27 protein-coding genes are annotated in these 24258 nt (G+C 38.9%); 25 read left to right on the top strand and 2 right to left on the bottom strand.

What is annotated here, in order from left to right:
* Positions 1-24: 24 nt before the first annotated feature.
* The 3 genes from MHI41_RS16515 (at position 25) to MHI41_RS16505 (ending at position 3198) form a co-directional block, all read left to right on the top strand.
* A complete protein-coding gene (locus tag MHI41_RS16515) occupies positions 25-780 on the top strand; it encodes a glycosyltransferase family 2 protein (protein WP_342494318.1) in 756 nt (251 codons plus the stop codon).
* Positions 749-1996: a glycosyltransferase gene (locus tag MHI41_RS16510; protein ID WP_342494317.1), complete on the top strand. Its 1248-nt coding sequence runs from the start codon at positions 749-751 to the stop codon at positions 1994-1996. Before MHI41_RS16515 ends, MHI41_RS16510 begins: the two co-directional genes overlap by 32 nt.
* Positions 1997-2130: 134 nt before the next feature.
* Positions 2131-3198 carry an MraY family glycosyltransferase gene (locus MHI41_RS16505; protein ID WP_007499956.1) on the top strand — a complete coding sequence of 356 codons (1068 nt, stop codon included), beginning with the start codon at positions 2131-2133 and terminating at the stop codon, positions 3196-3198.
* A 36-nt stretch (positions 3199-3234) separates the two neighbouring features.
* On the opposite strand, the gene MHI41_RS16500 is transcribed toward MHI41_RS16505, so the two are convergent.
* Positions 3235-4326 carry an LCP family protein gene (locus MHI41_RS16500; RefSeq protein WP_025208065.1) on the bottom strand — a complete coding sequence of 364 codons (1092 nt, stop codon included), beginning with the start codon at positions 4324-4326 and terminating at the stop codon, positions 3235-3237.
* Positions 4311-4979, bottom strand: coding sequence for a YigZ family protein (locus tag MHI41_RS16495; protein WP_017357860.1), 669 nt, complete (start codon positions 4977-4979; stop codon positions 4311-4313). The genes MHI41_RS16500 and MHI41_RS16495 overlap by 16 nt, the downstream gene beginning before the upstream one ends.
* Positions 4980-5200: 221 nt before the next feature.
* On the opposite strand from MHI41_RS16495, the gene MHI41_RS16490 reads away from it, so the two are divergent.
* The 22 genes from MHI41_RS16490 (at position 5201) to secA (ending at position 24197) form a co-directional block, all read left to right on the top strand.
* Positions 5201-6376 carry a sensor histidine kinase gene (locus MHI41_RS16490; RefSeq protein ID WP_035389673.1) on the top strand — a complete coding sequence of 392 codons (1176 nt, stop codon included), beginning with the start codon at positions 5201-5203 and terminating at the stop codon, positions 6374-6376.
* A 64-nt stretch (positions 6377-6440) separates the two neighbouring features.
* Positions 6441-7130 (top strand): two-component system response regulator DegU, encoded by a 690-nt coding sequence (gene degU, locus MHI41_RS16485; protein ID WP_008348273.1) that lies wholly within the window; start codon positions 6441-6443, stop codon positions 7128-7130.
* A gap of 211 nt (positions 7131-7341) precedes the next feature.
* Positions 7342-8184, top strand: coding sequence for a DegV family protein (locus MHI41_RS16480; protein ID WP_060832692.1), 843 nt, complete (start codon positions 7342-7344; stop codon positions 8182-8184).
* A gap of 371 nt (positions 8185-8555) precedes the next feature.
* On the top strand, positions 8556-9683 hold the full coding sequence (locus MHI41_RS16475; RefSeq protein ID WP_342494316.1) for a DEAD/DEAH box helicase: 1128 nt from the start codon (positions 8556-8558) through the stop codon (positions 9681-9683).
* Positions 9684-9747: 64 nt separating this feature from the next.
* Positions 9748-10041 carry a competence protein ComFB gene (locus MHI41_RS16470; RefSeq protein WP_035701582.1) on the top strand — a complete coding sequence of 98 codons (294 nt, stop codon included), beginning with the start codon at positions 9748-9750 and terminating at the stop codon, positions 10039-10041.
* Positions 10002-10724, top strand: coding sequence for a ComF family protein (locus tag MHI41_RS16465; RefSeq protein WP_342494315.1), 723 nt, complete (start codon positions 10002-10004; stop codon positions 10722-10724). The genes MHI41_RS16470 and MHI41_RS16465 overlap by 40 nt, the downstream gene beginning before the upstream one ends.
* A 56-nt stretch (positions 10725-10780) precedes the next feature.
* The gene (locus MHI41_RS16460; protein ID WP_017357864.1) at positions 10781-11200 is read left to right on the top strand and encodes a TIGR03826 family flagellar region protein; all 420 of its coding nucleotides are present in this window, start codon (positions 10781-10783) and stop codon (positions 11198-11200) included.
* 79 nt (positions 11201-11279) lie between these two features.
* On the top strand, positions 11280-11543 hold the full coding sequence (gene flgM / locus MHI41_RS16455; RefSeq protein WP_003213252.1) for a flagellar biosynthesis anti-sigma factor FlgM: 264 nt from the start codon (positions 11280-11282) through the stop codon (positions 11541-11543).
* Positions 11544-11561: 18 nt separating this feature from the next.
* Entirely contained in the window at positions 11562-12044 is a 483-nt protein-coding gene (locus MHI41_RS16450) for a flagellar protein FlgN (protein WP_007499977.1), read from the top strand.
* A gap of 15 nt (positions 12045-12059) precedes the next feature.
* Positions 12060-13580 (top strand): flagellar hook-associated protein FlgK, encoded by a 1521-nt coding sequence (gene flgK, locus MHI41_RS16445; RefSeq protein WP_017368142.1) that lies wholly within the window; start codon positions 12060-12062, stop codon positions 13578-13580.
* Positions 13581-13588: 8 nt separating this feature from the next.
* Positions 13589-14500, top strand: a complete 912-nt coding sequence (flgL, locus tag MHI41_RS16440; RefSeq protein WP_017368141.1) for a flagellar hook-associated protein FlgL — start codon at positions 13589-13591, stop codon at positions 14498-14500.
* 46 nt (positions 14501-14546) lie between these two features.
* Positions 14547-15125 (top strand): DUF6470 family protein, encoded by a 579-nt coding sequence (locus MHI41_RS16435; RefSeq protein WP_035389666.1) that lies wholly within the window; start codon positions 14547-14549, stop codon positions 15123-15125.
* Positions 15126-15153: 28 nt separating this feature from the next.
* Positions 15154-15588, top strand: coding sequence for a flagellar assembly protein FliW (fliW, locus tag MHI41_RS16430; RefSeq protein ID WP_025208061.1), 435 nt, complete (start codon positions 15154-15156; stop codon positions 15586-15588).
* Positions 15582-15806, top strand: a complete 225-nt coding sequence (csrA, locus tag MHI41_RS16425; protein ID WP_342494314.1) for a carbon storage regulator CsrA — start codon at positions 15582-15584, stop codon at positions 15804-15806. The genes fliW and csrA overlap by 7 nt, the downstream gene beginning before the upstream one ends.
* 164 nt (positions 15807-15970) lie before the next feature.
* Positions 15971-16312 carry a flagellar protein FlaG gene (gene flaG / locus MHI41_RS16420; RefSeq protein WP_007499987.1) on the top strand — a complete coding sequence of 114 codons (342 nt, stop codon included), beginning with the start codon at positions 15971-15973 and terminating at the stop codon, positions 16310-16312.
* A gap of 20 nt (positions 16313-16332) precedes the next feature.
* Positions 16333-17847: a flagellar hook-associated protein 2 gene (locus tag MHI41_RS16415; protein ID WP_213407028.1), complete on the top strand. Its 1515-nt coding sequence runs from the start codon at positions 16333-16335 to the stop codon at positions 17845-17847.
* A gap of 17 nt (positions 17848-17864) precedes the next feature.
* A complete protein-coding gene (fliS, locus tag MHI41_RS16410) occupies positions 17865-18269 on the top strand; it encodes a flagellar export chaperone FliS (protein ID WP_008348247.1) in 405 nt (134 codons plus the stop codon).
* On the top strand, positions 18266-18607 hold the full coding sequence (locus MHI41_RS16405; RefSeq protein WP_008348246.1) for a flagellar protein FliT: 342 nt from the start codon (positions 18266-18268) through the stop codon (positions 18605-18607). The genes fliS and MHI41_RS16405 overlap by 4 nt, the downstream gene beginning before the upstream one ends.
* Positions 18608-18620: 13 nt before the next feature.
* Complete coding sequence (locus tag MHI41_RS16400; protein WP_008348244.1) at positions 18621-19001, top strand: hypothetical protein; 381 nt, start codon at positions 18621-18623, stop codon at positions 18999-19001.
* 33 nt (positions 19002-19034) lie between these two features.
* Complete coding sequence (locus MHI41_RS16395; protein ID WP_342494313.1) at positions 19035-20720, top strand: methyl-accepting chemotaxis protein; 1686 nt, start codon at positions 19035-19037, stop codon at positions 20718-20720.
* 189 nt (positions 20721-20909) lie between these two features.
* The gene (gene raiA / locus MHI41_RS16390) at positions 20910-21473 is read left to right on the top strand and encodes a ribosome-associated translation inhibitor RaiA (RefSeq protein WP_007499992.1); all 564 of its coding nucleotides are present in this window, start codon (positions 20910-20912) and stop codon (positions 21471-21473) included.
* A 198-nt stretch (positions 21474-21671) separates the two neighbouring features.
* A complete protein-coding gene (gene secA, locus MHI41_RS16385; protein ID WP_035701569.1) occupies positions 21672-24197 on the top strand; it encodes a preprotein translocase subunit SecA in 2526 nt (841 codons plus the stop codon).
* Positions 24198-24258: the final 61 nt, after the last annotated feature.

Raw genomic sequence — 24258 nt, 5'->3', positions numbered from 1 at the left:
TGATGAACTGGAGATGAGTCTTAGGTGAACAATCAACCGTTAGTATCAATTATTACACCGGCGTATAATGCGGAACGTTATTTAACGGATACAGTTCATTCCGTCCTTGCCCAAACCTATTCCAACTGGGAGCTGATCATTGCAGATGATTGCTCAACAGATGGCACAAGGAAGCTGTTAGGGGAATTAAGTCAGACGGACGACAGAATCAACGTCATTTATTTAGAGGAAAACGGAGGAGCCGCTATTGCTAGAAACACAGCCATCAAACAGTCGAAAGGCCGCTTTATCGCTTTTTTAGATAGCGATGATATGTGGAAACAGACAAAGCTCGAAAAGCAGGTCAAGTTTATGTTAGAAAATGATCATGCCTTTACTTTCACGGCATATGACATCATTTCAGAAAATGGAGAGTCATTACAAAAAACCGTCACAGCACCGGCTCAGTTGAACTACAATGAAGCTTTAAAAAATACGATTATCGGCTGTTTGACGGTGATGCTCGATCTTCAACAGGTAGGACATGTGGAAATGCCAAACATTCGAACAAGGCAGGACTTAGCCACATGGCTCTCTATTTTAAAAAAGGGATTTACTGCCTATGGAATGAGTGAGCCACTCAGTGAATATCGCATCGTGGGAAACTCGATTTCTAGTAACAAGTGGAAAGCAGCGAAAAAAACATGGTTTGTCTACAGAGAAATTGAGCAGCTTCATTTTGTGAAAGCATCTTGGTGTTTTATGCACTATGCCACAAATGCTGTCAAGAAACGCTTATAAACAGAAGGGAAAAAAGGTGATAAAGGTGAAAGCAGAGTCGATCATACATGTGATTGTCGCAACGGGAGAATGGGGACACGATGGCTTAAGGTACAGACGGCATCGACTGGCGGAATTTCTTGCATCTGATCCAGAAACGAAAGAGGTCATCTGGGTATGCCCATCTGCCATTCGTCATTCAGCTCCCTTTCAGCCTATAACGAATCGAATGAAGCAAATGACCATTCCTGATGTGCTCAAGAGCAAGTTTTTTCGCTTTGGCCGTTATCAAGATATGTTTTATTTCCATAAATTATCTCCTCTTCTTGAGCATTTGCGTCAAGAAGAAAAGCAGGGCATAGCCGTCTGTTTATGGTATACGTTTCCGGGATTTCCGCTCTTATCTTCTTTTTTTGAATGGAAACATATTGTGTATGATTGTAGTGACCTGTGGGGAGAGCCCATCAGCGGAAAAAACAACATTCTCTCATATATGAGACAGCGAGTCATTGTAAAAGCAGAAAACCGCATTATTAAATATGCACACAGCATTACATGCTCTTCACAATACTTACATGATCAAATCAAAAAAAGGCTCATGGGTGAACCGAAAGATGTCTTTACAGTGGAAAATGGCGTCGAGTATGATGTGTTTGCAAAAAGTAACCTCCCTAGCAGGGAAGACGTGCTAGAGGGAAGAGAGGGAACGGTTCTTGGCTTTATAGGTGGGATCAAGCCGAAGCTCGATTTTGACATGATCGCTCAAGCTGCTCGCATGCAGCCAGATTGGACATTTTTATTTGTCGGTCCGGATGGAACGAATGGAGATCCATCTTTTCAGCATGCACTCAAACTGCCCAATGTCCTATGGACAGGAGCAGTCGCCCCCGAAGAAGTGCCTGCTTATATGAAATTAATTGATGTAGGGATGATGCCATACAAACAGTCTCCTTACAATCAAGCGGTTTTTCCGCTCAAGCTGTATGAATTTTTAGCTGCCGGAATCCCTGTTGTTGGTTTAAATCTTCCATCAACGGAAAGGCTAAAAGAGAATGATGTGTATGAATATGTAGAGGGCGAAGATCCAGCTCTCTTCGTCGAAGCCTGCCAGAAAGTGATCAGTAAAAAAGATGACATGAAATGCAGACATCTAAGACAAAGCCGGGCAAAGAAAAAAGATTGGCACGCACTGTTCACAAACATGGTGGAATTAACGAATATTAAAGAAAACGCATAATTCATTCAGGATTGTGCGTTTTTATTTGTTTCTTCTTCTTAGGGGGAGCTTGTGATCATCCTATATTCAATTGTATAATGGAAAGAGCGGCCAATATACAAAATACAGATTTCAATTTAGAAGGAGACTGACCTATGGATTACGAACGCGCCTTATTAGCGTTTTTTGTCTCTCTGGCTACAGTTTTAATTGTGACACCAATCGTCAAAAAGTTTGCAATTAAGATTGGTGCAGTGGACCAGCCGAATAAACGAAAAGTTCATGATAGAGTAATGCCTCGAATGGGCGGTTTGGCGATTTTTATTGGGGTAGCGGCTGGAGCACTAGCAGGCGGGCTGTTTCTACATAATAAAATTACAGCTATATCAGTTGGCGCTGTACTCATCGTCATTTTAGGTATATTTGATGATAAATATAATTTAAGTGCAAAATTTAAATTTCTTGTGCAAGTTCTCGTTGCTTGCTTAATCGTGAGCACGGGCTTAAAAATGGACTTTTTCTCTGTTCCTTTCTTAACAGATCGACTGGAGTTAGGATGGATGGCATATCCCCTGACTGTACTATGGATTGTTGGGATTACAAATGCGATCAATTTAATTGACGGATTAGATGGACTGGCTGCCGGAATTTCGGTTATCGGTTTAACCACGATTGCCGTCATGGCATTTTCTGCGGACAAGATCCTGATTCTTTCGTTATCTCTTGTCGTCATTGGCAGTACCATCGGTTTTCTTTTTTATAACTTCCATCCAGCAAAAATATTTATGGGTGATACAGGTTCGTTATTTTTAGGCTATATGATCTCGGTCCTGTCACTTTTAGGATTGTACAAAAGTGTTACTTTGTTTAGTGTTGTTGTCCCTGTGATTATTTTAGGTGTGCCTATTTTTGATACGACCTTTGCGATCATAAGACGAATATTGAATAAACAGCCTATCTCAGCACCTGACAAATCACACATCCATCATCGACTGATGGCCTTTGGCTTATCTCATCGAATGGCAGTGATTGTGATTTACATGATTGGCTTAGTCTTTAGCTTAAGCGCAATTTTGTTGACAAGTGCCACCATTTGGCTGTCATTGATCATCATCTTTTTACTGGTTATGTTTATGCAAGTTATTGCTGAAGTCACTGGTTTGGTGAACGAAGAGTTTAAACCATTTACGAAATTCTACAAACGTATGGTCAAAAGACAATAAAAAACAGCCCGTTCCTCGGAAGACGGGCTGTTTTTATTATTGTCCTGTTGTATTGCTCGAAGGAGTCGTGGTATCAGTTGTTCCTGTTTCACCAGAGGCTGGATTTGTTTGTGAATCTGTTTCAGATGATGACTCAGCAGGAAGCTTTAAATGTGTCCTTAACTCATTTTGCACCTCAGCCAAGTTGGTTTGATCTGGCTCAAAGAAGTATGTTCGATTTGGTCCTAGATAAAGGTCTGATCCTTTAATAGATAATGTTTCAGTATCGTCTCCTTTGAAACCACTGTAAATTTGCTGTAGAGCAAGTCCTTCTGTGATGCGGAAGTTGGTTGTTATATGATCACTTACTTCTTTTGCGATATTATCCACGTTTGCAATGTTATGAGGTTTCGCCATTTGATCAATCATGGCACGTAAGATTTGTTTCTGACGATCGTTACGCCCGAAATCACCACGTGGATCTTGTTTTCTCATTCGCGCGTAAGCAAGTGCCTCTTCCCCGTTTAAATGCATATTCCCTTTTTTAAAGTAAATCTTTTTCGATTTTTTGACGTCACTTTTTTCATTGAAGTCAAATGGAACGTCTATATCGATTCCCCCAACTTCATCAATGACATCCTTAAAACCGTCAAAGTCCACTGTTGCATATTTGTCAATTGGGATATGCAAGAATTGTTCGACAGTTTCAATCGTTTCGTCTTTACCGCCTTTAGCAAATGCCGCATTGATCTTTACTTTATTTCCCGTTGTGTCACTAGCAAGCTGTACTCGTGTGTCACGGGGGATACTGACCATTTTCATCGTTTTATCCTGAGGATTAATCGTTGCGACGATGAGTGAATCTGAACGGCCGTGATCACCATTTGTGGCGTAATCCTCTATGCCAACAAATAGGACAGAGAAAGGTTTTTTCTTTATATCAATGACAGCATCACGGAGTTTCGATTTCTCCCCGCGCTCTAATTCATCATAAGTTTTGTCAGCAGCTTGGAGTGTATTCACAATCTTATAAACTGCAAATCCGCCCATGCAGATGAAGAGAAGCAAAAATAAGACCAGAATCCGTTTGAAAATCTTTTTCTTCTTACTCTTTTTCTTTCGTACACGCACTTTTACTCGTTGTGCCATTCATCTGTCTCCTTTATCGGACCAACGTCCTTTTCTAAATAAATCAATTCGCCTTCTTTAGTAACACTCTTTCCATTAGTCAACTCAGTCATCCATTCAATGAACTGCTCTGTTTGTGTTTCTTCTACATACGTTTCAAAAATCACATCTTCTGCATAATGGATGTCTTTTAGCTGAAAAGATGAGGCTCTAAGCTCATTCTCTACCTTTCCAAGCCATGTATAATCTATTGTTGTGTGCATCGTACGCATTAAACAGCGTTCTACCATACCAACATGATTAATTGCTTCAGACACAGATTTTCCGTACGCGCGAATTAAACCACCGGCACCTAGCTTAATACCGCCGAAATAACGAGTGACAACAACAACTGTATCTTTCAGCTTGCGTTTTTTAAGCACTTCAAGCATGGGTACCCCTGCCGTACCGCTTGGTTCACCATCATCATTTGCTTTTTGAATCAGATCATGTTCACCGATCAAATAGGCGGAACAATTATGAGTGGCGTTCCAATGTTGTTTTTTTATGGATTGTATAAAGGCTTGTGCTTCTTCTTCTGAGACAGCACGTTGTATATGACAAATAAAACGTGATTTTTCAATGACGATCTCATGCTCGCCACGGCTTTTGACTGTGAGATAGCGGTTCAGCAAAAGACATACCCTCCTGACAAGCAAATTGTAAGGCTAGAGAAAATTTGCATTGGTTTTAGAATTTTACAGCGTATTTTGTTATGATGATAGGAGCGGAAAAAGGGTCGTCATAAAAATTTCATGATTTATACGCATTCTTTCATTATAATTCGACATAAAATGCAGATCAATGACATTTATAATAAAAAAAGATGACATCACTGTTACGGGAGGGAAAAGCCATGACAACACCTAAAATGGATCCGAAGTTATTGGATTCAATCATCATGAAAATGCTAAGTACAGTTGATGGCAGTAAGGACGAAGTATTTAGAATCGGCGAACAGTCCCGTCAACAATATGAAAGCCTGGTAGAAGAGCTTAAGCAAATTAAACAGCAAGTCAACGAAGTCATTGATTTTGGGGATAAACTAGAAGTACATACGAGACATGCTAGAAATCGTTTATCTGAGGTCAGCAGAAACTTCAACAAATTCAGCGAAGAAGAAATACGAGAAGCCTATGAAAAAGCACATAACCTGCAAGTAGAATTGACCATGATCCAGCAGCGCGAAAAACAGCTGAGGGAAAGAAGAGATGATCTCGAAAGACGATTGTTAAGCTTACAAGACGTCATTGAACGTTCAGAAACGCTTGTGAGCCAGATCACGGTCGTCCTCAACTACTTGAACCAAGATTTACGTCAGGTCGGTGTTTTACTTGAAGATGCTCAGGCAAAACAAGATTTTGGACTAAGAATTATTGAAGCCCAAGAAGAAGAGCGCAAAAGGGTATCACGAGAAATCCATGATGGACCTGCTCAGATGCTGGCAAACGTGATGATGCGTTCAGAACTAATTGAACGGATTTTTAGAGACCGTGGAACAGAAGAAGGCTTTAAAGAAATTAGAAGTCTAAGGCAGAATGTGCGAAATGCACTGTACGAAGTGAGAAGAATCATTTATGATTTAAGACCGATGGCTTTAGATGATTTGGGTCTCATTCCGACACTTCGAAAATACTTAAACACAATTGAAGAATATGATGGAAAAACCAAAATTACGTTCCAGTGCATAGGTGATACAGAAAGCGAAAGAATTGCTTCTCAATTTGAAGTGGCACTATTTAGACTAGCTCAAGAAGCTGTCACAAACTCTTTAAAGCATTCTGAAGCTGAAGAAATCTCTGTGAAGGTTGAAGTGACGAAAGACTTTGTAACCTTAATTATCAAAGACGATGGAAAAGGCTTTGATATGAAGGATGTTAAAACAAATAAAAACAAATCCTTTGGGTTACTAGGTATGAAAGAGCGCGTAGACTTACTAGAAGGTAAAATGACCATAGACTCAAAAATAGGTCTAGGGACATTCGTCATGATTAGAGTACCGTTAACATTACAAAATAAAATTGTAAAATAGAGACAAAAGACATATTGACCATAAAGTTCAGGTGTAGAACAATAAACATGGGGAGGCGTAGCTTGTGACTAAAGTAAATATTGTAATTATCGATGACCACCAATTATTCCGTGAAGGTGTCAAACGGATTTTAGATTTTGAACCTACTTTTGAAGTAGTTGCAGAAGGAGACGACGGTGACGAAGCTGCACGTATCGTAGAACACTATCATCCGGATGTTGTCATTATGGACATTAATATGCCGAATGTAAATGGTGTGGAGGCTACAAAACAGCTAGTAGAGCTTTATCCCGAATCAAAAGTCATTATCCTATCTATTCATGACGATGAAAACTATGTGACACACGCATTAAAAACAGGAGCAAGAGGCTACTTGTTAAAAGAAATGGATGCAGATACCCTCATTGAAGCAGTAAAAGTAGTAGCTGACGGAGGCTCTTATTTACATCCGAAAGTCACTCATAACTTAGTAAATGAATTCCGACGCTTAGCAACAAGCGGCGTTTCAGCACATCCACAGCACGAGGTATATCCTGAAATTCGCAGACCACTTCATATCTTAACAAGACGTGAATGTGAAGTTCTTCAAATGTTAGCTGACGGAAAGAGCAACAGAGGTATTGGTGAGTCGCTCTTTATTAGTGAGAAAACAGTCAAAAACCACGTGAGTAACATTTTGCAAAAAATGAATGTAAATGACCGTACTCAAGCTGTTGTTGTAGCAATTAAAAACGGCTGGGTAGAAATGAGATAATGTTCCGGACAAGTACTCCTTTTTCGCCTGTTTTTAGTTCTCTCACATTCAAGTTAGAGAGCAATGATAGGCAGGTAAGGAGTCTTTTTCGGATATAGCGGGCTTGCCTATTGATTAGGCAAGCTTTTTTGATTAGTATTATAAATCTAGTGAAAAACAATGATCATTCTTTTTTAAAAAGCAACTTAACGGATAAGGAAGGTATTTAAGAATGAAAATAGCCGTTGTAACAGACAGTACTGCTTATATACCACAAGAACTACGTGATAAACATCATATTCATATGATCCCTCTGAATGTCATCTTTGGTACTGAATCATACCGTGAAGAAGTAGAAATGGATTGGAAGACATATTATGAAGAAGTCAAGAAACATAAAGATCTTCCAACAACCTCTCAGCCTGCTTTCGGTGAACTTATAGAATTATATGAAAAACTTAGTGAAACATATGATGCTGTGATTAGTATACATCTGTCAAGCGGAATTAGTGGAACATACAATAGTGCGGCCTCAGCGAATGAAATAGTTGACGGAATCGACATTTATCCGTTTGATACAGAGACTAGCTGTATGGCGCAAGGCTTTTATGTGTTAGAAGCTGCTGAAAAAATCCAAGGTGGTGCTTCTCCAGAAGAAGTAATCTCCCATCTCAATTATCTAAAAGAAAATCAAAGAGCTTATTTTATGGTAGACGATTTAACTCATTTACAACGTGGCGGCAGATTAAATGGTGCTCAGGCTTTTATTGGAAGCCTCTTAAAGGTAAAGCCTATCTTACATTTTGACAACAAGCTAATTGTCCCTTTTGAGAAGATTCGTACACGCAAAAAAGCCATTTCACGTATTTTTGAATTATTTGATGAAGATGCATCACGTGGTGTTCCAATGAGAGCAACTCTGATACATGGTAATAGAGAAGAAGAAGCAGATGAATTAATTGCGCACTTATTAGAAAAGTATCCTCATGTTGAATTTTATAAAAGCTACTTTGGTGCCGTGATTGGCACTCATCTAGGCGAAGGCTCTTTAGCACTTGGCTGGATCATCAGGTAGATATCAAAATCCCCTTTTCTCATGGAAAAGGGGATTTGTTTTTCTATTTTTACAATTAGACGAAAGGTCTTCTCTTTGTACATAATGGGTCAACATGAATGGAAAGGTAGTGCGTGAAATTGAATCTGGAAAAAGCAATGGAACTCAGTCACAAGCTACAATCAAGGCACCTTCTTCCTGTTGAATGTCAATGTACACAGTCCGAATTGGAGTGGCTGGAGAATCAAGGATTTATCCATAGAACACCTGCTGTCGATAGGTTGGCGAGTGGTTTGATCTGCTGCCGGTGCGGTGTATCAAACAAGCGCTACTTTGCCCTCTCTCCGTGTGAAACATGTAAAAAAGACTGTGTATACTGTAGATCCTGCATCATGCTGGGAAAAGTAAGCGAATGTGGCTTTCTCTACGAATGGACGGGTCCACAAAAGAAAGAAACAAGACAAGTTGAATTAACATGGCAGGGAGAGCTTTCTAAAGGGCAAAAGAGAGCGTCCGATAGGCTAGTAGAAGCAATCCAAAACAAATTTGATCTGCTCGTTTGGGCTGTTTGTGGTGCGGGGAAAACGGAGGTGCTTTTTCAGGGAATAAAATATGCGCTAAATAACGGAATGAGTGTTTGTATTGCGACGCCTAGAACCGATGTTGTACTTGAGCTTGAACCTCGAATGAGAAAGGCATTTCAAGGACTGAATATAGCTGCACTTTATGGCGGGAGTTCTCAAAGATTTCAAATGGCACCGCTTATGATCGCTACAACCCATCAGCTAATGAGATATAAAAACGCCTTTGATGTCCTCATTGTAGACGAAGTCGATGCTTTTCCTTATTCAATGGATGAACGGCTTCAGTTTGCTGTTTTAAAGTCAATGAAAAAAACAGGAGTTAGAATTTACTTAAGTGCCACACCATCTAAAAAAATGCAAAAGGATGTTGCTCGTAGACAATTAGAAGCGATCAAAATTCCTCTGCGCTTCCACCAAAAACCGTTGCCTGTCCCAACATTTCAATGGGTTGGAGATTGGAAAAAGAGATTAAAAAGAAATCGGCTTCCAGCATCTACAATGAACTGGCTGCATGAACATATCACAAAGAAAAAAAGAGTGTTACTCTTTGTTCCTTCTATTTCTACTATGAAGAAGGTAACTCATATTCTTCAAGTTCAAGATGTAAATGTACAGGGTGTTTCTGCGGATGATCAAGAAAGGAAGCAAAAAGTCCAGCATTTCAGAGATCATAGGTACGATGTATTGGTTACAACAACTATTCTAGAAAGAGGCGTTACCATTCAAGATGTTCAAGTGGGCGTATTAGGTGCGGAATCTCCTATTTTTACAGAAAGTGCACTTGTCCAAATTTCTGGTAGAGCAGGTAGACATCCAGATTTTTTTTACGGAGACGTGTACTTTTTTCATTTTGGTTTAACGAGAAGTATGAAACAAGCAAAGAAACATATCGTAAAAATGAATAATACAGCTGAAAAAGAGTTTTCTGAAAAATAGTGTGGGTTCAACTAAATCATGGTACATTATATTCACAAAACACAAATGGCAGGAGAGACAAAATATGCTACTCAACGCAAAAGAAATACTACTTAAAGAAATTCTCTATCAATATCTCAACCAATTAAACATGATTTGTCATTGTGAAAAATGTATAGAAGATGTATTAGCCATTTCTCTAAATCAAGTGAAACCGCAATATATAACAGATATCGATAAAATATCCTACAGTAAATCCGAGATGGTGGATAAACAGAAAAATACGGCGATGCTCGTCATTCTGACAGAAGCTGCTTCAACGGTCACTACATATCCAAGGTGCGAAAATCATTTGCCGTTGAACAAAGAAAATCGTTGATTTGTCCAATTTGTGAGAGCCATTTTGTGGCTGCTTTTACATGGAAATCATTCCTACTATTAAATGAAGATCGTTTATGTGTAGCATGTAAGGGCCACCTGATGAAGATTCAAGGTCCTACTTGTCCTAAATGCGGAAGAGCCCAATCAAATGATCAATTGTGTCAGGATTGTTCAAGGTGGAATAAACGACGGGATTTTGCTGAGATTCTTGTGATGAATCGATCTGTTTATGCTTACAACGACTTTATGAAAGATATTCTAGCTCGATTTAAATTTCGAGGTGATACGGCTTTAGCTGATCTATTTAAAAAAGATGTACAGTCAGCGTTTAAACGTTCTTTTTCAATCAAAGAACCGGTCCTTGTCCCAATTCCTTTGAGTAAAGAGAGATTAAAGGAAAGAGGATTCAATCAGTCAATGATGCTTGCTTCCATGATTGGCGGACCTATATTGGAGCCACTTATAAAAGTACATCAAAGTAAGCAGTCTAAGAAAAGAAAAAATGAACGTTTACATCAACAGAATTTGTTCCAATTAAGGCAGTCAAACCCGATCGTTCTAAAGGATGTCGTATTAATCGATGACATTTATACAACTGGGGCGACAGTCTATCGTGCAGCAAAAATTTTAAAAGGAGCAGGCGCCAAAAGTGTTTCCTCTTTTACGTTGATTCGTAGTTAAAAATCATGACAATCAACCGATATTAAGAAAAGAAAATAACGTAAGGGGTTTTGGTTATGAATCAATTGGCAAACTGTCCACAATGTAATCAGTTATTTTTAAAAACCACCATCCAAACGGTTTGTAACAAATGCTTTGAAGAAGAAGAACGTTCTTTTGATATCGTTTATAAATTCTTGCGTAAGCAAAGTAATAGACAATCAACCATTGCTGAAATAGTAGACGCAACAGAAGTTGATGAAGAATTAATCCTGAAATTTATCCGTTTGAAAAGACTTCAAATTAGTCAATTCCCGAATATCAATTATCCTTGTGAAAGATGCGGCCAACCGATCAGGAAAAACAAGCTGTGTAGCCATTGTGAAAAGGATATAAAGACGCAAATCAGCCAAATGGACCAAGAAGAAGAGCGTAAAAGGGAGATTGAATCTAGGAAAAAAGACACCTATTATGCCATTAATCCTAAAAACGACTGATTCCCTAAACTAAGTTGCAGTTTGGTCGATAAAATGGATAGAATCAAGACAGACTGTAACGGAAAGCGAGAGGAATCCCGTGAAAATTAATCGATATGGAACACAACCAGTAAATCCTTACAAGAAAACATATGAGAAACAAACGTTGCAATCGAATCAAGCAAAATCAACTGACAAAGTCGAAATTTCTAAAAAGGCAATCGAAATGCAAAAGGTGCCGAATATCATGAAAGAACGTCAAGATAAAATAGACCAAATTAAAAAAAGTATTGAAGCCGGAACATATCAAGTAGATACAAAAGGCATTGCAGATAAAATGTTGAATTTTTATAAACAACAATAACAAAAGGGAGTAGCGTGAATGTCAGTAAAAATAATGATTGAAGAACTGCACCGTCTCTACGGATTACATGAACAGCTTCTAAAGCTGTCTAAGAATAAAACAGAAATGCTGAAAAATAACGAGATCGATGCTCTTTCAGAGGTTCTGAACCTTGAGCAAAAATATATTCAGGCCATTTCACAATTAGAAGAAAAGCGGATTGAAGCAGCAGTTCAATTTTTACAAAGTGATCAATCGCCGACAATCACCGCATGTATCGAAAAAGCTACAGGAACGGATCAAGAAGAGCTTATTTCGTTATATGAGAAGCTGAATGACATCATGGTGGAACTGAAAGATGTAAACGAACTGAACAAACAGCTTATTCAGCAGTCACTTCAATTTATTTCACTGACATTCGATCTTGTGAATCCTAACAAAGAAAATATGAATTACGGACAAAATGGTCTTGAGAGTTCAAAGCCTAAACAGCATAGGGCTTTGTTTGATTCAAAGGCGTAAACAAGGAGGATATCTATGGGTTCTACATTCATGGGACTAGAAACGGCAAAACGAGGAATCACAGCCCAGCGTGCAGGGCTTTATGTCACATCAAACAACGTATCCAATGCAAATACTGATGGCTACTCAAGACAGAGAGTTACCTTTAAAGCAGAGAATCCTTACCCAGTGATTTCAGTTTATGATGGCAAGACATACGGCCAAATGGGGACAGGTGTCCAAGTTGGAACTGTTGAAAGAATTCGAGACAGCTTTTTAGATCTTCAGTATAGAGATCATAACAATAACCTGTCTTATTATGCGACGAAGTCTGATGCTCTTTCACAAATGGAAGGAGTGATGAATGATTTAACAGATGAAGGCTTGAATAGAGCCTTTGATAATCTCTGGAAATCATTACAAGTCTTATCGGAATCGAAAAATGCTGATACTGCTTCAGCCCGTACAGTTGTTAAGACAAGTGCTCAGGCTTTAGTAGATCAATTCCGCCTGCTAAATTCTTCTTTAACAACGATACAAAAGAATTTGAAAACTGAACTCGATTCAACGGCAAAAAATGTGAACACCCTATTAACTCAAATTGATGAAGTGAATAAACAGATTGCAACAGTTGAGCCAAATGGTTATCTTCCCAATGATCTTTATGATACCCGAGACGCTCTTATAGATCAGCTTTCCTCACTTGTTGATATTAAAGTGAGCTACAACCCTTCTGGAGGAAATGCTCTGGAAATTGCTGAAGGAACCGTTAACATCGACATTATCGGTGCTAATGGACAATCTGCTGGTACAATTTTAAATGGCATTACCAATGAAAAATCTGAATTACAACTTTCCTATGATAATACGACAGGACTTGTTAACTCACTCCAATTTGGAACGACAACCATCGCAGCTGATCAATTACAAGTGAATGGTAAAGTAAAAGCACTTGTTGAGGCGTATGGCTACATGTCTAATGGAGCTGAAAAAGGCATGTACCCAGATATGCTTGCTGAGCTGGATGAAGTAGCAAAAGTATTTATGGATACTTTTAACGATGTCCATAAGCAAGGGTACACGTTAAACGGCACAAGTGGACAAGACTTTTTCGATATTGAGAATAACAATGATTTGAATAAAGGCTTGGCAGCACGTATCAAAGTGAGTGACGTGATTTTAGCATCGACAGATAACATTGCTGCATCTCTTAATCAAACGCAAGGTGATGGTTCGAATGCTACGAAATTAGCTAATATTCAAAACTTAAAGCTGCCAATCGGCGGAACTACCACAACGATTCAGGATTACTATCAGAATGTCATTGCCGAAATGGGGATACAAGCTAAAAAGAACATGACCCTTGAAAGCAGTTCAGCAGCGCTTGTGAATTCAGCCAATGAACGCAGGATGTCAACTAGTTCTGTATCTATTGATGAAGAAATGACGAACATGATCCAATTTCAGCATGCGTATAATGCAGCTGCAAGAATTATGACGTTACAAGACGAAGTATTAGATAAAATAATAAACGGCATGGGAGTCGTAGGAAGGTAGGGTAACTGATGCGAGTCACGCAAGGTATGATTTCTCAAAATTCACTTCGAAATATTAGTAAAAGTTATGAAAAACTCTCTAAAATTAATGAGCAGGCACAGTCTGGAAAACGTTTCACAAAAACGTCTGATGATCCTGTGGCAGCAGTGAAAAGTCTTCAGTATAGTACAGCCATGTTTCGAAATGAGCAATACCAAACTAATTTAAATGAGGCACGAAACTGGATTGATACATCTGAAACAAGTGTCACTGAAATAATTGATATCATGTCAAATATACGAGATAAAGTACTCGATGCAGCCAATGGAACAAAACAGCCAGAAGATTTAGCTGCTATCGGAGTGGAAATTGGTCAGATGAAGAATCAAATCATTGATGCAATGAACACGCAGATGTTAGGTAAGTTTGTTTTTAATGGGACGAATACAAATGTTAAACCAGTTGTAGAGAATGCAGATGGTACGTTTACATTTAACTTTGAAAACTATACAGATGCAAACGTGGTTCAATCGAACATTTCTGATGGAATCACATTAAATGTGAATTCAAATCCTCTTTCAGCTTTTGGTGGGCAATCTGCCAGTGGTCAAAATGTCATTGAAATGCTGACTGATTTAGAAAACTCATTAAAAAATGGAACGTTTACAAATTCTGATGATGCATTAGGAAATATCGATCAGTTTAAAGAAGTGATGAGTGCTGAGCGTTCAGACCTTGGGGCTAGATCTAATCGTATCGACTTAGTCGGAAGCCGTTTGACTTCGCAATTTGAAGTGCTGAAAAAGGCTAAATCAGATGCCGAAGATGTAGAAAGTGAAAAAGCCATTCTTGATCTTCTTCAACAAGAGACTGTGAATAGAGCTGCTTTAGCGACGACAGCTAAAGTGATTCAGCCATCCCTTGTCGATTTCTTAAGATAAGAAAAAGCATCCGTTGGGTGCTTTTTTGCATCATGGAGGTGAACCTATGCAAATCCCTAGATTGTTAATAGAGCAAAGTTATGCAAAGCTGCAAATGTCGACAACCCCTTCCAAGCAAGAAGTAGAGCAGCCAAGAGCCGAGCTTGAGATTCAGCAGCCAAGAGCTGTCATGAATATCACAAGGACACCGTCGAAATTAACCATAGATCAAACCGAGGCATTTGCCGATATGGATATTAAATCGATTTTTAGACGTTCAGAGGAATGGGCTGCTGAGGGGAAACGTGCGATTGGAGAAGGAATGGGGCGTAGAGCGGAAGAAGGAAGTGAACTCATCAAGATCGAGAATGGTGGGAATGCGATTGCTGAGTTTGCGAAAATCAATGGCAGTCCTCCAGCAAAACAATTCAACATCGGTGTGATTCCTTCATTTTTTAGTGTGAAAATTCATTATGAGCCATCTGAACTTAAAATTAATGTGGAGCCGCAAAAAGCTATTATAGAGGCAACACCTCATAAACCAATTGTTAACTACCAGCCAGGTAAAGTTCATATTGATATGTTACAATACCCAGAATTAAAAATAGAAGTTGACGAAACAGGTCAAAATGGTGATAAGGTATAGTTAAGAAAAATGAAAAAGGTCGTGAATTATGATCATTCAAACAAAATACCATGGTGAAGTGACGATTAAAGAGGAGCAAATCATTCACTTCTCTAATGGGATACCGGGATTTCTGGATCAAAAACAATTTGTCATTTTACCTTTATCAGAGGAATCCCCATTTTTAGTTCTCCAATCTTTGAAAAATGCAGAACTAGGCTTTATTGTCAGCAGCCCATTTTTGTTCTTCAATCAATATGAATTTGACTTAGAAGAATCGGTTGTAGACATTCTTGGGGTGGAAGATGCCAATGATGTGGAAGTCATGGTTATTTTAACAATGGGATCTTCTATTGAAAAAACGACAGCCAATTTAAGAGCGCCTATTATTGTAAATCGGAAAAACATGAAAGCCAAGCAGGTCATTTTGCATGATTCAGCCTATCATACAAAACATTTGCTAGAGGTGGCTTCCTCATGTTAGTTCTATCTCGTAAATTAAATCAATCGATTCAAATAGGCGACGATATTGAAGTTAAAATTATTGCGATTGAAGGCGATCAAGTAAAAGTCGGAATTGAGGCTCCTAAGCATATTGATATTCACAGGAAGGAAGTATACCTGTCTATTCAAGAAGAAAACAGCCTTGCTGCTAGCTTGTCCTTCGATTTACTTTCTCAATTATCCTCACAAAAAAAGTGAGGATTTTTTTATCCAATTCGTTTTTAAACCTCCGTGTAAAATCATTTCTATGTAGGGGTATGACACCATCTATATGAAACTTTAACAAATCGGTCCATCTATATTTAATTTAATAATTCAAAGCCGATATAAAAGATAGATTAAAGCACAGGAGCTGAATAACTATGTCTGTTGGTAAGTTGACTTCGCTAGAGCCACTGATTGATGCATTTCAAACCCGTGTTACGAATCATCAAAATGACAATGCAAACACTGATTTACAAGCAAATGGAAAAGTCGTTTCAAAAGAAGAAATTGAGAAAACGCTTCAAGGAGCAAATAAGCTGATTGAACCTACTCAATTTCATCTTCAATTTGAATTGCATGAAAAACTCAATGAATATTATGTCAAAGTCGTAGATAACCAAACCGAAGAAGTCATTAGAGAGATTCCTTCCAAAGAATGGCTTGATTTCTATGCGGCAATGACAGAGATTGTCGGTTTATTTGTCGATAAAAGAATGTAATTGAAGGGAGAACATAAACAATGGTTAATCGAATTACTGGATTTTCAAATGTATTTGATATTGATGAAATCGTCTCAAAGCTAATGAAAACTGAGCAAGCACCACTTGATAAAATGACACGTCAGAAACAAACACTTGAATGGCAAAGAGACAGCTACCGCGAGGTCAATTCAAAGGTCAAAGAATTAGATGATCTCATTAACAAACTAAATTTAACATTACCAAGTACTTATGGCGCAAAAAAAGTCACAAGCTCCAATGAATCTGCTGTCACAGCAACTGGCTCAACAAATGCTTCTTCTGGCTCGATTAATGTGACCCAATTAGCGACAGCATCCGTATTCAAATCTTCTAGTACATCTGGATTTACTGCTTCAAACGGTACGTTTACGTTTGAGGTGACGACACCAGATTCTACAACACCAAAAACAGTGACCATTAATACCACTGATACAGATACCCTTGATACAATCGTGACAAAATTGAACAGCTCTCAACTTGGTGTCACGGCTTATAAAGGCCAGATCTTTGATGGAACCAACTACGTAGATACGATCGCTCTGACTTCGCGTACGACTGGTGAAGGTGTCAGTATTAAGGCAGCGGATGGTAATTCTGCTTCATTTTTAACGCAACTAGGCTTCCAAGTGGATGGAGATAACAAATTAGTTGCCACCACTCAAGGACAGAAAGCGCAATACGAAATTAATGGTCTCAAAATGGAAAATAACAATAATACCTTCACGCAGGCTGGTATCACATATGAGCTGAAAGGAACAACAGATAAGCCTGTCAGCTTGAACGTTTCAACAGATGTCGATGCCATCTTTGATAAAATTAAACAATTTGTTGATAAATACAATGAACTTGTTGAACAGGTCAATGGTAAAGTGAATGAAAAACGAAACAGAGACTATTATCCATTAACGGCTGAAGAGAAAAAAGCCATGTCTGACAAAGAAGTCGAGCTATGGGAAACAACAGCTAAGTCGGGCTTGTTGAGAAGTGATTCTATTTTACGATCAGGTACTGCTAAATTAAGAAGTGATTTTTATGCCGAAATTACGACAAGCGATGCGAATAAAATTCAAATCACCCAAATCGGCATTACTACATCATCGAAATATAAAGATGGTGGAAAGCTTGAAATTAATGAAGAAAAACTAAGAAAAGCCATTGGAGAAGACCCACAAAAGGTCAGTCAAATGTTTATCTCTGGTTCTTTAAATGTCGATTCTAAAGACAAAGACAAAGCACAGCAGCAATATAAAGAACAAGGAATCATCTATCGTGTCAAAAATTCTTTAACAGCCTATACAAAGAGTATTCAAACAAAAGCTGGTAGTACAACAATGGAGCTAAAAGAATACGGACTTGGTAAGGACCTTGATTCTTTGACTCAACGAATGAGCACATTCCAAGATCGTTTAAAAATGGTGGAGGCTCGTTACTACAAAAAGTTTAACGCCATGGATAGTGCGATTCAAAAGCTAAACAACCAATCTGGCTATCTTTCTCAACTGCTTGGACAATAATTGGAGGTTTATAACATATGGCAATTCAGAACCCTTATGCCGCCTATCAGAAAAATTCTATTGAGACCGCAACACCGGCCGAGTTAACGCTTATGCTTTATGAAGGATGCTTAAAGTTTATTAGACTAGCAAAGCATGGCATTCAAAAAGAAGATGCTGAAATGAGAAACTTGAACCTGAAAAAGGCTCAAAACATCATTCAAGAATTAAATGTCACCTTAAATCGTACGTATGATGTATCAAAGAGCATGGCAAGTATGTATGACTACATTTATCGAAGACTGATTGAAGCCAATCTGCAAAATGACGAAGAGATCCTGAATGAAGTAGAGCAATATGTGACTGATTTCCGAGATGCTTGGAAGGAAGTCATTCAAACCGATCGAAAAGGGCGTCACCACTCTATTGGGGGATCTCTATGAGTATTGTGGACCAACTGCATGACCAAACGTTAAAAATGGCAGCGGAAATAGAGGCCAACCCGCAAAGCGAAACACTCGTTGAAGACTTTGATGCTTTTTTAGTTGAGAGAGACGAACTAATGAGAGACATTCAACATGAGCTTTCCGTTCAAGAAAAAGAGAAAATCAAAGAAATCATTCAAACAGATCAACTGATGGCCAAGCAGTTAACGGAGATTCAAAATGGGATCAAGGCAGATATTCAAGCCATTCAACGTAAGAAAACAAAACAGCTGAATTATCAAAATCCGTATCAGCCCATGACAAGTGACGGCGTATACTACGATAAACGGAAATAAATAGGTGAGACCTGTGGCGTATCGTTCAGATGACTATATTTTATTAACCACATATTATGACCTTCTATATACGATAGAAGAGAGTCTAAAATATTTAGATGAAATTGAGAAGGATTTCGCTAAAACAGAAGGGGATCGGATCTTTAATGATCTGATCCATGCCTTCTTTCATTTAGAGACAACACACCCGCTTCTGCTTTCAATTATTGAAAATGAGCACTTTGCCAAGACGATTCGATCGTTTGACCAAATTTTTTTAAGTTTCGATATACTAGCTTTCTATACATTCCCTTCAAATCACTTCCAGTCATTCCTTACATCATATTTTATACCTGAATATAGAAAGTGGATGGATGAAATACATGCCTGTATGAGGCCGTATGTCATTCATTAATTTTTGTTCAATTCAGACCATTCGGAGGAATTTATGAGACTAAAAAATCAATTTTTATTTGGGCTTATTGTCATATGTATATTGTTTGTCAGTATTTTAGGATTTTCTAGCTTTATCTACTACAAAACAGATCAATCGTATAAAGCACTCCTCACCAAAGAAGTGAAGCTGTACCAGACCTCGCTGGAATTAGAAGCACTGCTGCAAAAACAGGAAGCACAAATTAAAACGTATGTGGTTGTGCAGGATAGGAAAGTCTCACAAAATATTGAAGATACCTATGTTGATATTAATAAAAAAACAGGTGATGCTTTAAAACTGAGTACAGTCAAACAAGCAAAAAAATTGTTAGAAAAGATTTCTCAGAAGAATGAGCTTTACTATGAATCCACGAAAAGGCTATTTATCTCATTGAATACCAACAATCAAAAAGAATTTAACACCCGCCTCAGTCAAGAATTACAACCTATCGAACAAGAAATACATACCTTTACAAAAGAATTTGCTCAAACACAATTGAAACAGCGTGATCAAAAAATCAGTCAGCTCAATGAAGAAAGTAACCAATTATTGCTGACGCTTATTCTCGTTAGCGCAGCGATTATAGTCGGCTTTTTAGTCATTGGCACAAGGTTTGTTCATCGTATGACAAAACCGATTGTCTCTGTCACACATGCAGCAAGAAGAATGGCAGATGGTGACCTCACACTTGAAGAGATTGAAGTGACCTCTAAAAATGAAATTGGCCAGCTCGGTACGGCTTTTAACCAAATGACAGCTCATTTGCGTCAGCTCATCCTACAGGTGCAAAATGGATCAAGGCAATTAGCTGATTCTGCTGCGCAATTTGAAGAAACCATCAGTCAAACCATTTCGGCTAGTGAACAGACGTCTAGCTCGATTGAACAGGTCAGTGAAGCTTCACGTGAACAATCGGATGCAGTAGGAAAAGTAGCTTCGGCGATTCAAGAAGTCTCGACTGGTATGCATAATGCGGCTGAACATACGTCTGATGTTTCGGGTCACTCAATTTCAGTGACTGAAAAGGCTGAAGAGGGCGCATCCCTCATTCAACAATTTGTGAAACAAATGAGTTCTATTAAGGAATCTGTGAATGAACATCATTCTACAATGGCCAATGTACAAGTACAGTTTACCGGCATTCAAGACCTGCTGGGGAATATTCATGCCATTGCAGATCAGACAAATTTACTTGCTTTAAACGCAGCCATTGAAGCAGCAAGGGCTGGGGAACATGGACGAGGTTTTGCGGTTGTTGCAGATGAAGTCAGAAAGCTGGCGGAAGAATCAAGTCAGCTGACTGATCAAATTAGTCAGTTACTCGCCAACGTGAACAAAGATACTGAAAGATCGTCTCAATCTATGACGAAAGTGGAACGAGATGTAGCAGAAGGTGTGAAAGTATCGCAATTGTCTGAACAGAGCTTTCAAGAAATTCTGGAATCCATCCGTGATATCTCGATGAAAGCAGAGGAGCTTTCTGCCACGACAGAGCAAATCTCAGCTAGTACAGAAGAAATTTCTCAAACAATTGGTGTTATTGAAGAAGGTGCTAAGCGGAATTCTGAGGAAACAGAGTACATGTCGGCGGCTGTTGAAGAATCACTAGCAGCGAATGAGGAAATGAAAGCAGCAGCGGAAGATTTAAAAACTTTGTCTCAATCACTGAAAACATCTATTTCATCTTTCAAGATTTAACAGCGCCATGGTCTTTTTCAAGAATCAATCGAATATATATTCATCACCTATCAAGTAAAAGCTGAAGCACCGCAGGATTCGACAAATTTCAATAAAAATTCACATTTTTTTTACGTTTGAGCAGGAGAAAAGGAGGGAAAAGTAGAAATAAGTTTACATATCCTTAATTTTAAAGGAGGCGTTCTTTACATGAATTACAATGTCCGAGGAGAAAACATCGAAGTAACACCTGCACTAAGAGATCATGTCGAGAAAAAAATTGGAAAGTTGGAGCGTTATTTTGAGTCAGATGTTGATGCTTCAGTCAACGTGAACTTGAAATTTTACAACGATCAAGAATCTAAAGTTGAGGTTACCATTCCAATGACTGATCTAGCACTTCGAGCAGAGGTGCATAATGAGGATATGTACAATGCAGTAGACCTAGCAACCAGTAAATTAGAACGTCAAATTAGAAAACATAAAACGAAAGTGAACCGTAAATTCCGTGAGCAAGGTGCGAAAAAGCATTTATTTGCTGGAGGAAACGGTGCTTCCGAAGTAGCAGTTCAAGATGACGAAGAAATTGATGAAACAGAAATCGTCAGACAAAAACGCTTCAATCTAAAACCAATGGATAGCGAAGAGGCCATTCTCCAAATGAACATGTTAGGTCACAGTTTCTTTGTCTTCACAAATGCTGAGACAAATTTGACCAATGTGGTATACCGCCGAAATGACGGTAAATATGGACTCATTGAGCCGAACGCTTAATCATTCGTTCCTTTTGATCCGAAAATGACCTAAAAAAAGTAAACCCGCTCCCTTCATTAGGGGCGGGTTTTTTGTGCTAAATCATTGCAAATTCTTTGGAAATCAAGGAAGGTATGGTATGATAAATGCAGGTAAATATGGACCTGTCAAACTTTTGGACATGCCGAAAAATTGCATGAAATAGAGGAGCGTTATTATATGCTTGGAATCTTAAACAAAGTGTTTGATCCTACGAAACGTACGATCAGCCGATATGAAAAAAAGGCAAATGAAATCGAAGCTCTCGCTCAAGATTTTGAGAAATTATCTGACGAGGCTTTACGAAATAAAACGATCGAATTTAAAGAAAAACTTGAAAAAGGACAATCTGTAGACGACCTTTTGGTTGAAGCATTTGCAACGGTTCGTGAGGCTTCCCGCCGCGTGACAGGAATGTTCCCATTTAAGGTGCAGCTCATGGGGGGGATCGCCCTACATGAAGGGAATATCTCTGAGATGAAAACAGGTGAAGGGAAAACGTTGACATCAACGATGCCTGTTTATTTGAATGCTCTTTCTGGAAAAGGCGTCCACATTGTGACAGTCAACGAATATTTGGCAAGCCGTGATGCAGAGGAAATGGGCAAGATTTTTGAATTTCTTGGATTAACGGTTGGCTTGAACTTAAACAGTTTAGACAAAGATGAAAAAAGAGAAGCGTACGCTGCTGATATCACGTATTCAACAAACAATGAGCTTGGCTTTGATTATTTACGAGATAACATGGTGCTGTACAAAGAGCAAATGGTTCAAAGACCACTTCATTATGCCGTCATCGATGAAGTTGACTCCATCTTAATTGATGAAGCGAGAACACCTCTTATTATTTCTGGACAAGCTGCAAAATCGACGAAACTTTACGTACAAGCAAATGCCTTTGTTCGTACGTTAAAAATAGAAGACGATTTCACTTATGATATTAAAACAAAAAGTGTACAGCTGACGGAAAGCGGAATGACGAAGGCGGAAAAAGCATTCGGCATTGAGAACTTGTTTGATGTCAAACATGTCGCTCTTAACCATCATATCGCGCAGGCTCTTAAGGCACATGTTGCGATGCAAAAAGATGTTGATTATGTTGTGGAAGATGGCCAAGTCGTCATCGTTGACTCCTTCACAGGACGTTTAATGAAAGGACGCCGCTATAGTGAAGGTCTGCACCAAGCCATTGAAGCAAAAGAAGGTCTTGAAGTGCAGAATGAAAGCATGACACTTGCAACCATTACGTTCCAGAACTACTTCCGTATGTATGAAAAGCTATCTGGTATGACAGGTACAGCGAAAACGGAAGAAGAGGAATTCCGTAACATTTACAATATGCAGGTTGTCACAATCCCAACCAATAAACCGGTTGTGCGTGATGACAGACCTGATTTAATTTACCGCACAATGGATGGCAAATTTAAAGCAGTAGCTGAAGACGTCGCACAGCGTTATATGACAGGACAGCCGGTCCTTGTCGGAACTGTTGCGGTTGAGACATCTGAATTGATTTCAAAACTGCTTAAAAATAAAGGCATCCCTCATCAAGTGTTAAACGCGAAAAACCATGAGCGTGAAGCACAAATTATTGAGGAAGCTGGACAAAAAGGTGCCGTCACAATTGCGACAAACATGGCGGGACGTGGAACAGACATCAAGCTTGGCGAAGGTGTGAAAGAACTAGGCGGTCTTGCTGTTATTGGGACAGAGCGTCATGAATCACGCCGTATTGATAACCAGCTCCGTGGTCGTTCTGGTCGTCAAGGAGACCCAGGAATTACTCAATTCTATCTCTCAATGGAAGATGAATTGATGCGCCGATTTGGTGCAGAGCGGACAATGGCGATGCTTGATCGCTTCGGTATGGATGACTCTACTCCAATTCAAAGTAAAATGGTCTCAAAAGCTGTTGAATCTTCTCAAAAACGTGTTGAGGGGAATAACTTTGATTCCCGTAAGCAGCTTCTGCAATATGATGATGTTCTTCGTCAACAGCGTGAAGTCATTTACAAACAGCGTTTTGAAGTCATCGATTCTGATAACTTGAAATCGATTGTGATCAATATGATTCAATCGTCTATTGAGCGGGCTGTTGGATCTTACACGCCGAAAGAAGAACTTCCAGAAGAATGGAAATTAGATGGTCTTGTTGAATTAATCAACACGAACTATTTAGATGAAGGTGCCATTTCGGTCAAAGATATCTTCGGTAAAGAAGCAGATGAGATCACCGAATTCATCATGGAGCGGATTAAAGAGAAATATGATGCAAAAGAAGAGACATTTGGCGATGAACAAATGCGTGAATTTGAAAAAGTCATCGTTCTTCGTGCAGTAGATTCGAAGTGGATGGATCATATCGATGCAATGGATCAGCTGCGTCAAGGAATCCATTTACGTGCATATGCACAAACCAATCCGCTTCGTGAGTATCAAATGGAAGGATTTGCGATGTTTGAGCATATGGTCGCTTCAATTGAAGATGACGTCGCTAAATATGTGCTAAAATCAGAAATCCAAAACAACCTAGAACGTGAAGAAGTCGTTCAAGGACAAACAACTGCTCATCAGCCTCAAGAAGGCGATGAGGAGAAAACAGTGAAGAAAAAGCCGGTGCGTAAAGTGGTGGATATCGGAAGAAACTCACCATGTCACTGCGGAAGCGGCAAGAAATATAAAAATTGTCATGGGAAGACAGAATAAGTAATGGAAAGAGGTGAAAACCTCTTTCTATTCATGTCAGCCCCCATACATCTATGAGGTG

It is taken from the genome of Bacillus sp. FSL M7-0307 (genome assembly GCF_038627835.1).
Classification (GTDB): Bacteria; Bacillota; Bacilli; order Bacillales; family Bacillaceae; genus Bacillus; species Bacillus altitudinis.
Note: the sequence above shows the minus strand (reverse complement) of the source record. Positions and strands in the feature narration are given on the sequence as shown.

Excerpts from the sequence above, each read along its gene's own strand:
- MHI41_RS16510 (WP_342494317.1), top strand. The coding sequence starts at position 749 with ATGCCACAAATGCTGTCAAGAAACGCTTATAAACAGAAGGGAAAAAAG.
- MHI41_RS16505 (WP_007499956.1), top strand. The coding sequence starts at position 2,131 with ATGGATTACGAACGCGCCTTATTAGCGTTTTTTGTCTCTCTGGCTACA.
- MHI41_RS16500 (WP_025208065.1), bottom strand. The coding sequence starts at position 4,326 with ATGGCACAACGAGTAAAAGTGCGTGTACGAAAGAAAAAGAGTAAGAAG.
- MHI41_RS16490 (WP_035389673.1), top strand. The coding sequence starts at position 5,201 with ATGACAACACCTAAAATGGATCCGAAGTTATTGGATTCAATCATCATG.
- MHI41_RS16480 (WP_060832692.1), top strand. The coding sequence starts at position 7,342 with ATGAAAATAGCCGTTGTAACAGACAGTACTGCTTATATACCACAAGAA.
- MHI41_RS16475 (WP_342494316.1), top strand. The coding sequence starts at position 8,556 with ATGCTGGGAAAAGTAAGCGAATGTGGCTTTCTCTACGAATGGACGGGT.
- MHI41_RS16470 (WP_035701582.1), top strand. The coding sequence starts at position 9,748 with ATGCTACTCAACGCAAAAGAAATACTACTTAAAGAAATTCTCTATCAA.
- MHI41_RS16460 (WP_017357864.1), top strand. The coding sequence starts at position 10,781 with ATGAATCAATTGGCAAACTGTCCACAATGTAATCAGTTATTTTTAAAA.
- MHI41_RS16450 (WP_007499977.1), top strand. The coding sequence starts at position 11,562 with ATGTCAGTAAAAATAATGATTGAAGAACTGCACCGTCTCTACGGATTA.
- flgK (WP_017368142.1), top strand. The coding sequence starts at position 12,060 with ATGGGTTCTACATTCATGGGACTAGAAACGGCAAAACGAGGAATCACA.
- flgL (WP_017368141.1), top strand. The coding sequence starts at position 13,589 with ATGCGAGTCACGCAAGGTATGATTTCTCAAAATTCACTTCGAAATATT.
- MHI41_RS16435 (WP_035389666.1), top strand. The coding sequence starts at position 14,547 with ATGCAAATCCCTAGATTGTTAATAGAGCAAAGTTATGCAAAGCTGCAA.
- fliW (WP_025208061.1), top strand. The coding sequence starts at position 15,154 with ATGATCATTCAAACAAAATACCATGGTGAAGTGACGATTAAAGAGGAG.
- csrA (WP_342494314.1), top strand. The coding sequence starts at position 15,582 with ATGTTAGTTCTATCTCGTAAATTAAATCAATCGATTCAAATAGGCGAC.
- flaG (WP_007499987.1), top strand. The coding sequence starts at position 15,971 with ATGTCTGTTGGTAAGTTGACTTCGCTAGAGCCACTGATTGATGCATTT.
- MHI41_RS16415 (WP_213407028.1), top strand. The coding sequence starts at position 16,333 with ATGGTTAATCGAATTACTGGATTTTCAAATGTATTTGATATTGATGAA.
- fliS (WP_008348247.1), top strand. The coding sequence starts at position 17,865 with ATGGCAATTCAGAACCCTTATGCCGCCTATCAGAAAAATTCTATTGAG.
- MHI41_RS16405 (WP_008348246.1), top strand. The coding sequence starts at position 18,266 with ATGAGTATTGTGGACCAACTGCATGACCAAACGTTAAAAATGGCAGCG.
- MHI41_RS16395 (WP_342494313.1), top strand. The coding sequence starts at position 19,035 with ATGAGACTAAAAAATCAATTTTTATTTGGGCTTATTGTCATATGTATA.
- raiA (WP_007499992.1), top strand. The coding sequence starts at position 20,910 with ATGAATTACAATGTCCGAGGAGAAAACATCGAAGTAACACCTGCACTA.
- secA (WP_035701569.1), top strand. The coding sequence starts at position 21,672 with ATGCTTGGAATCTTAAACAAAGTGTTTGATCCTACGAAACGTACGATC.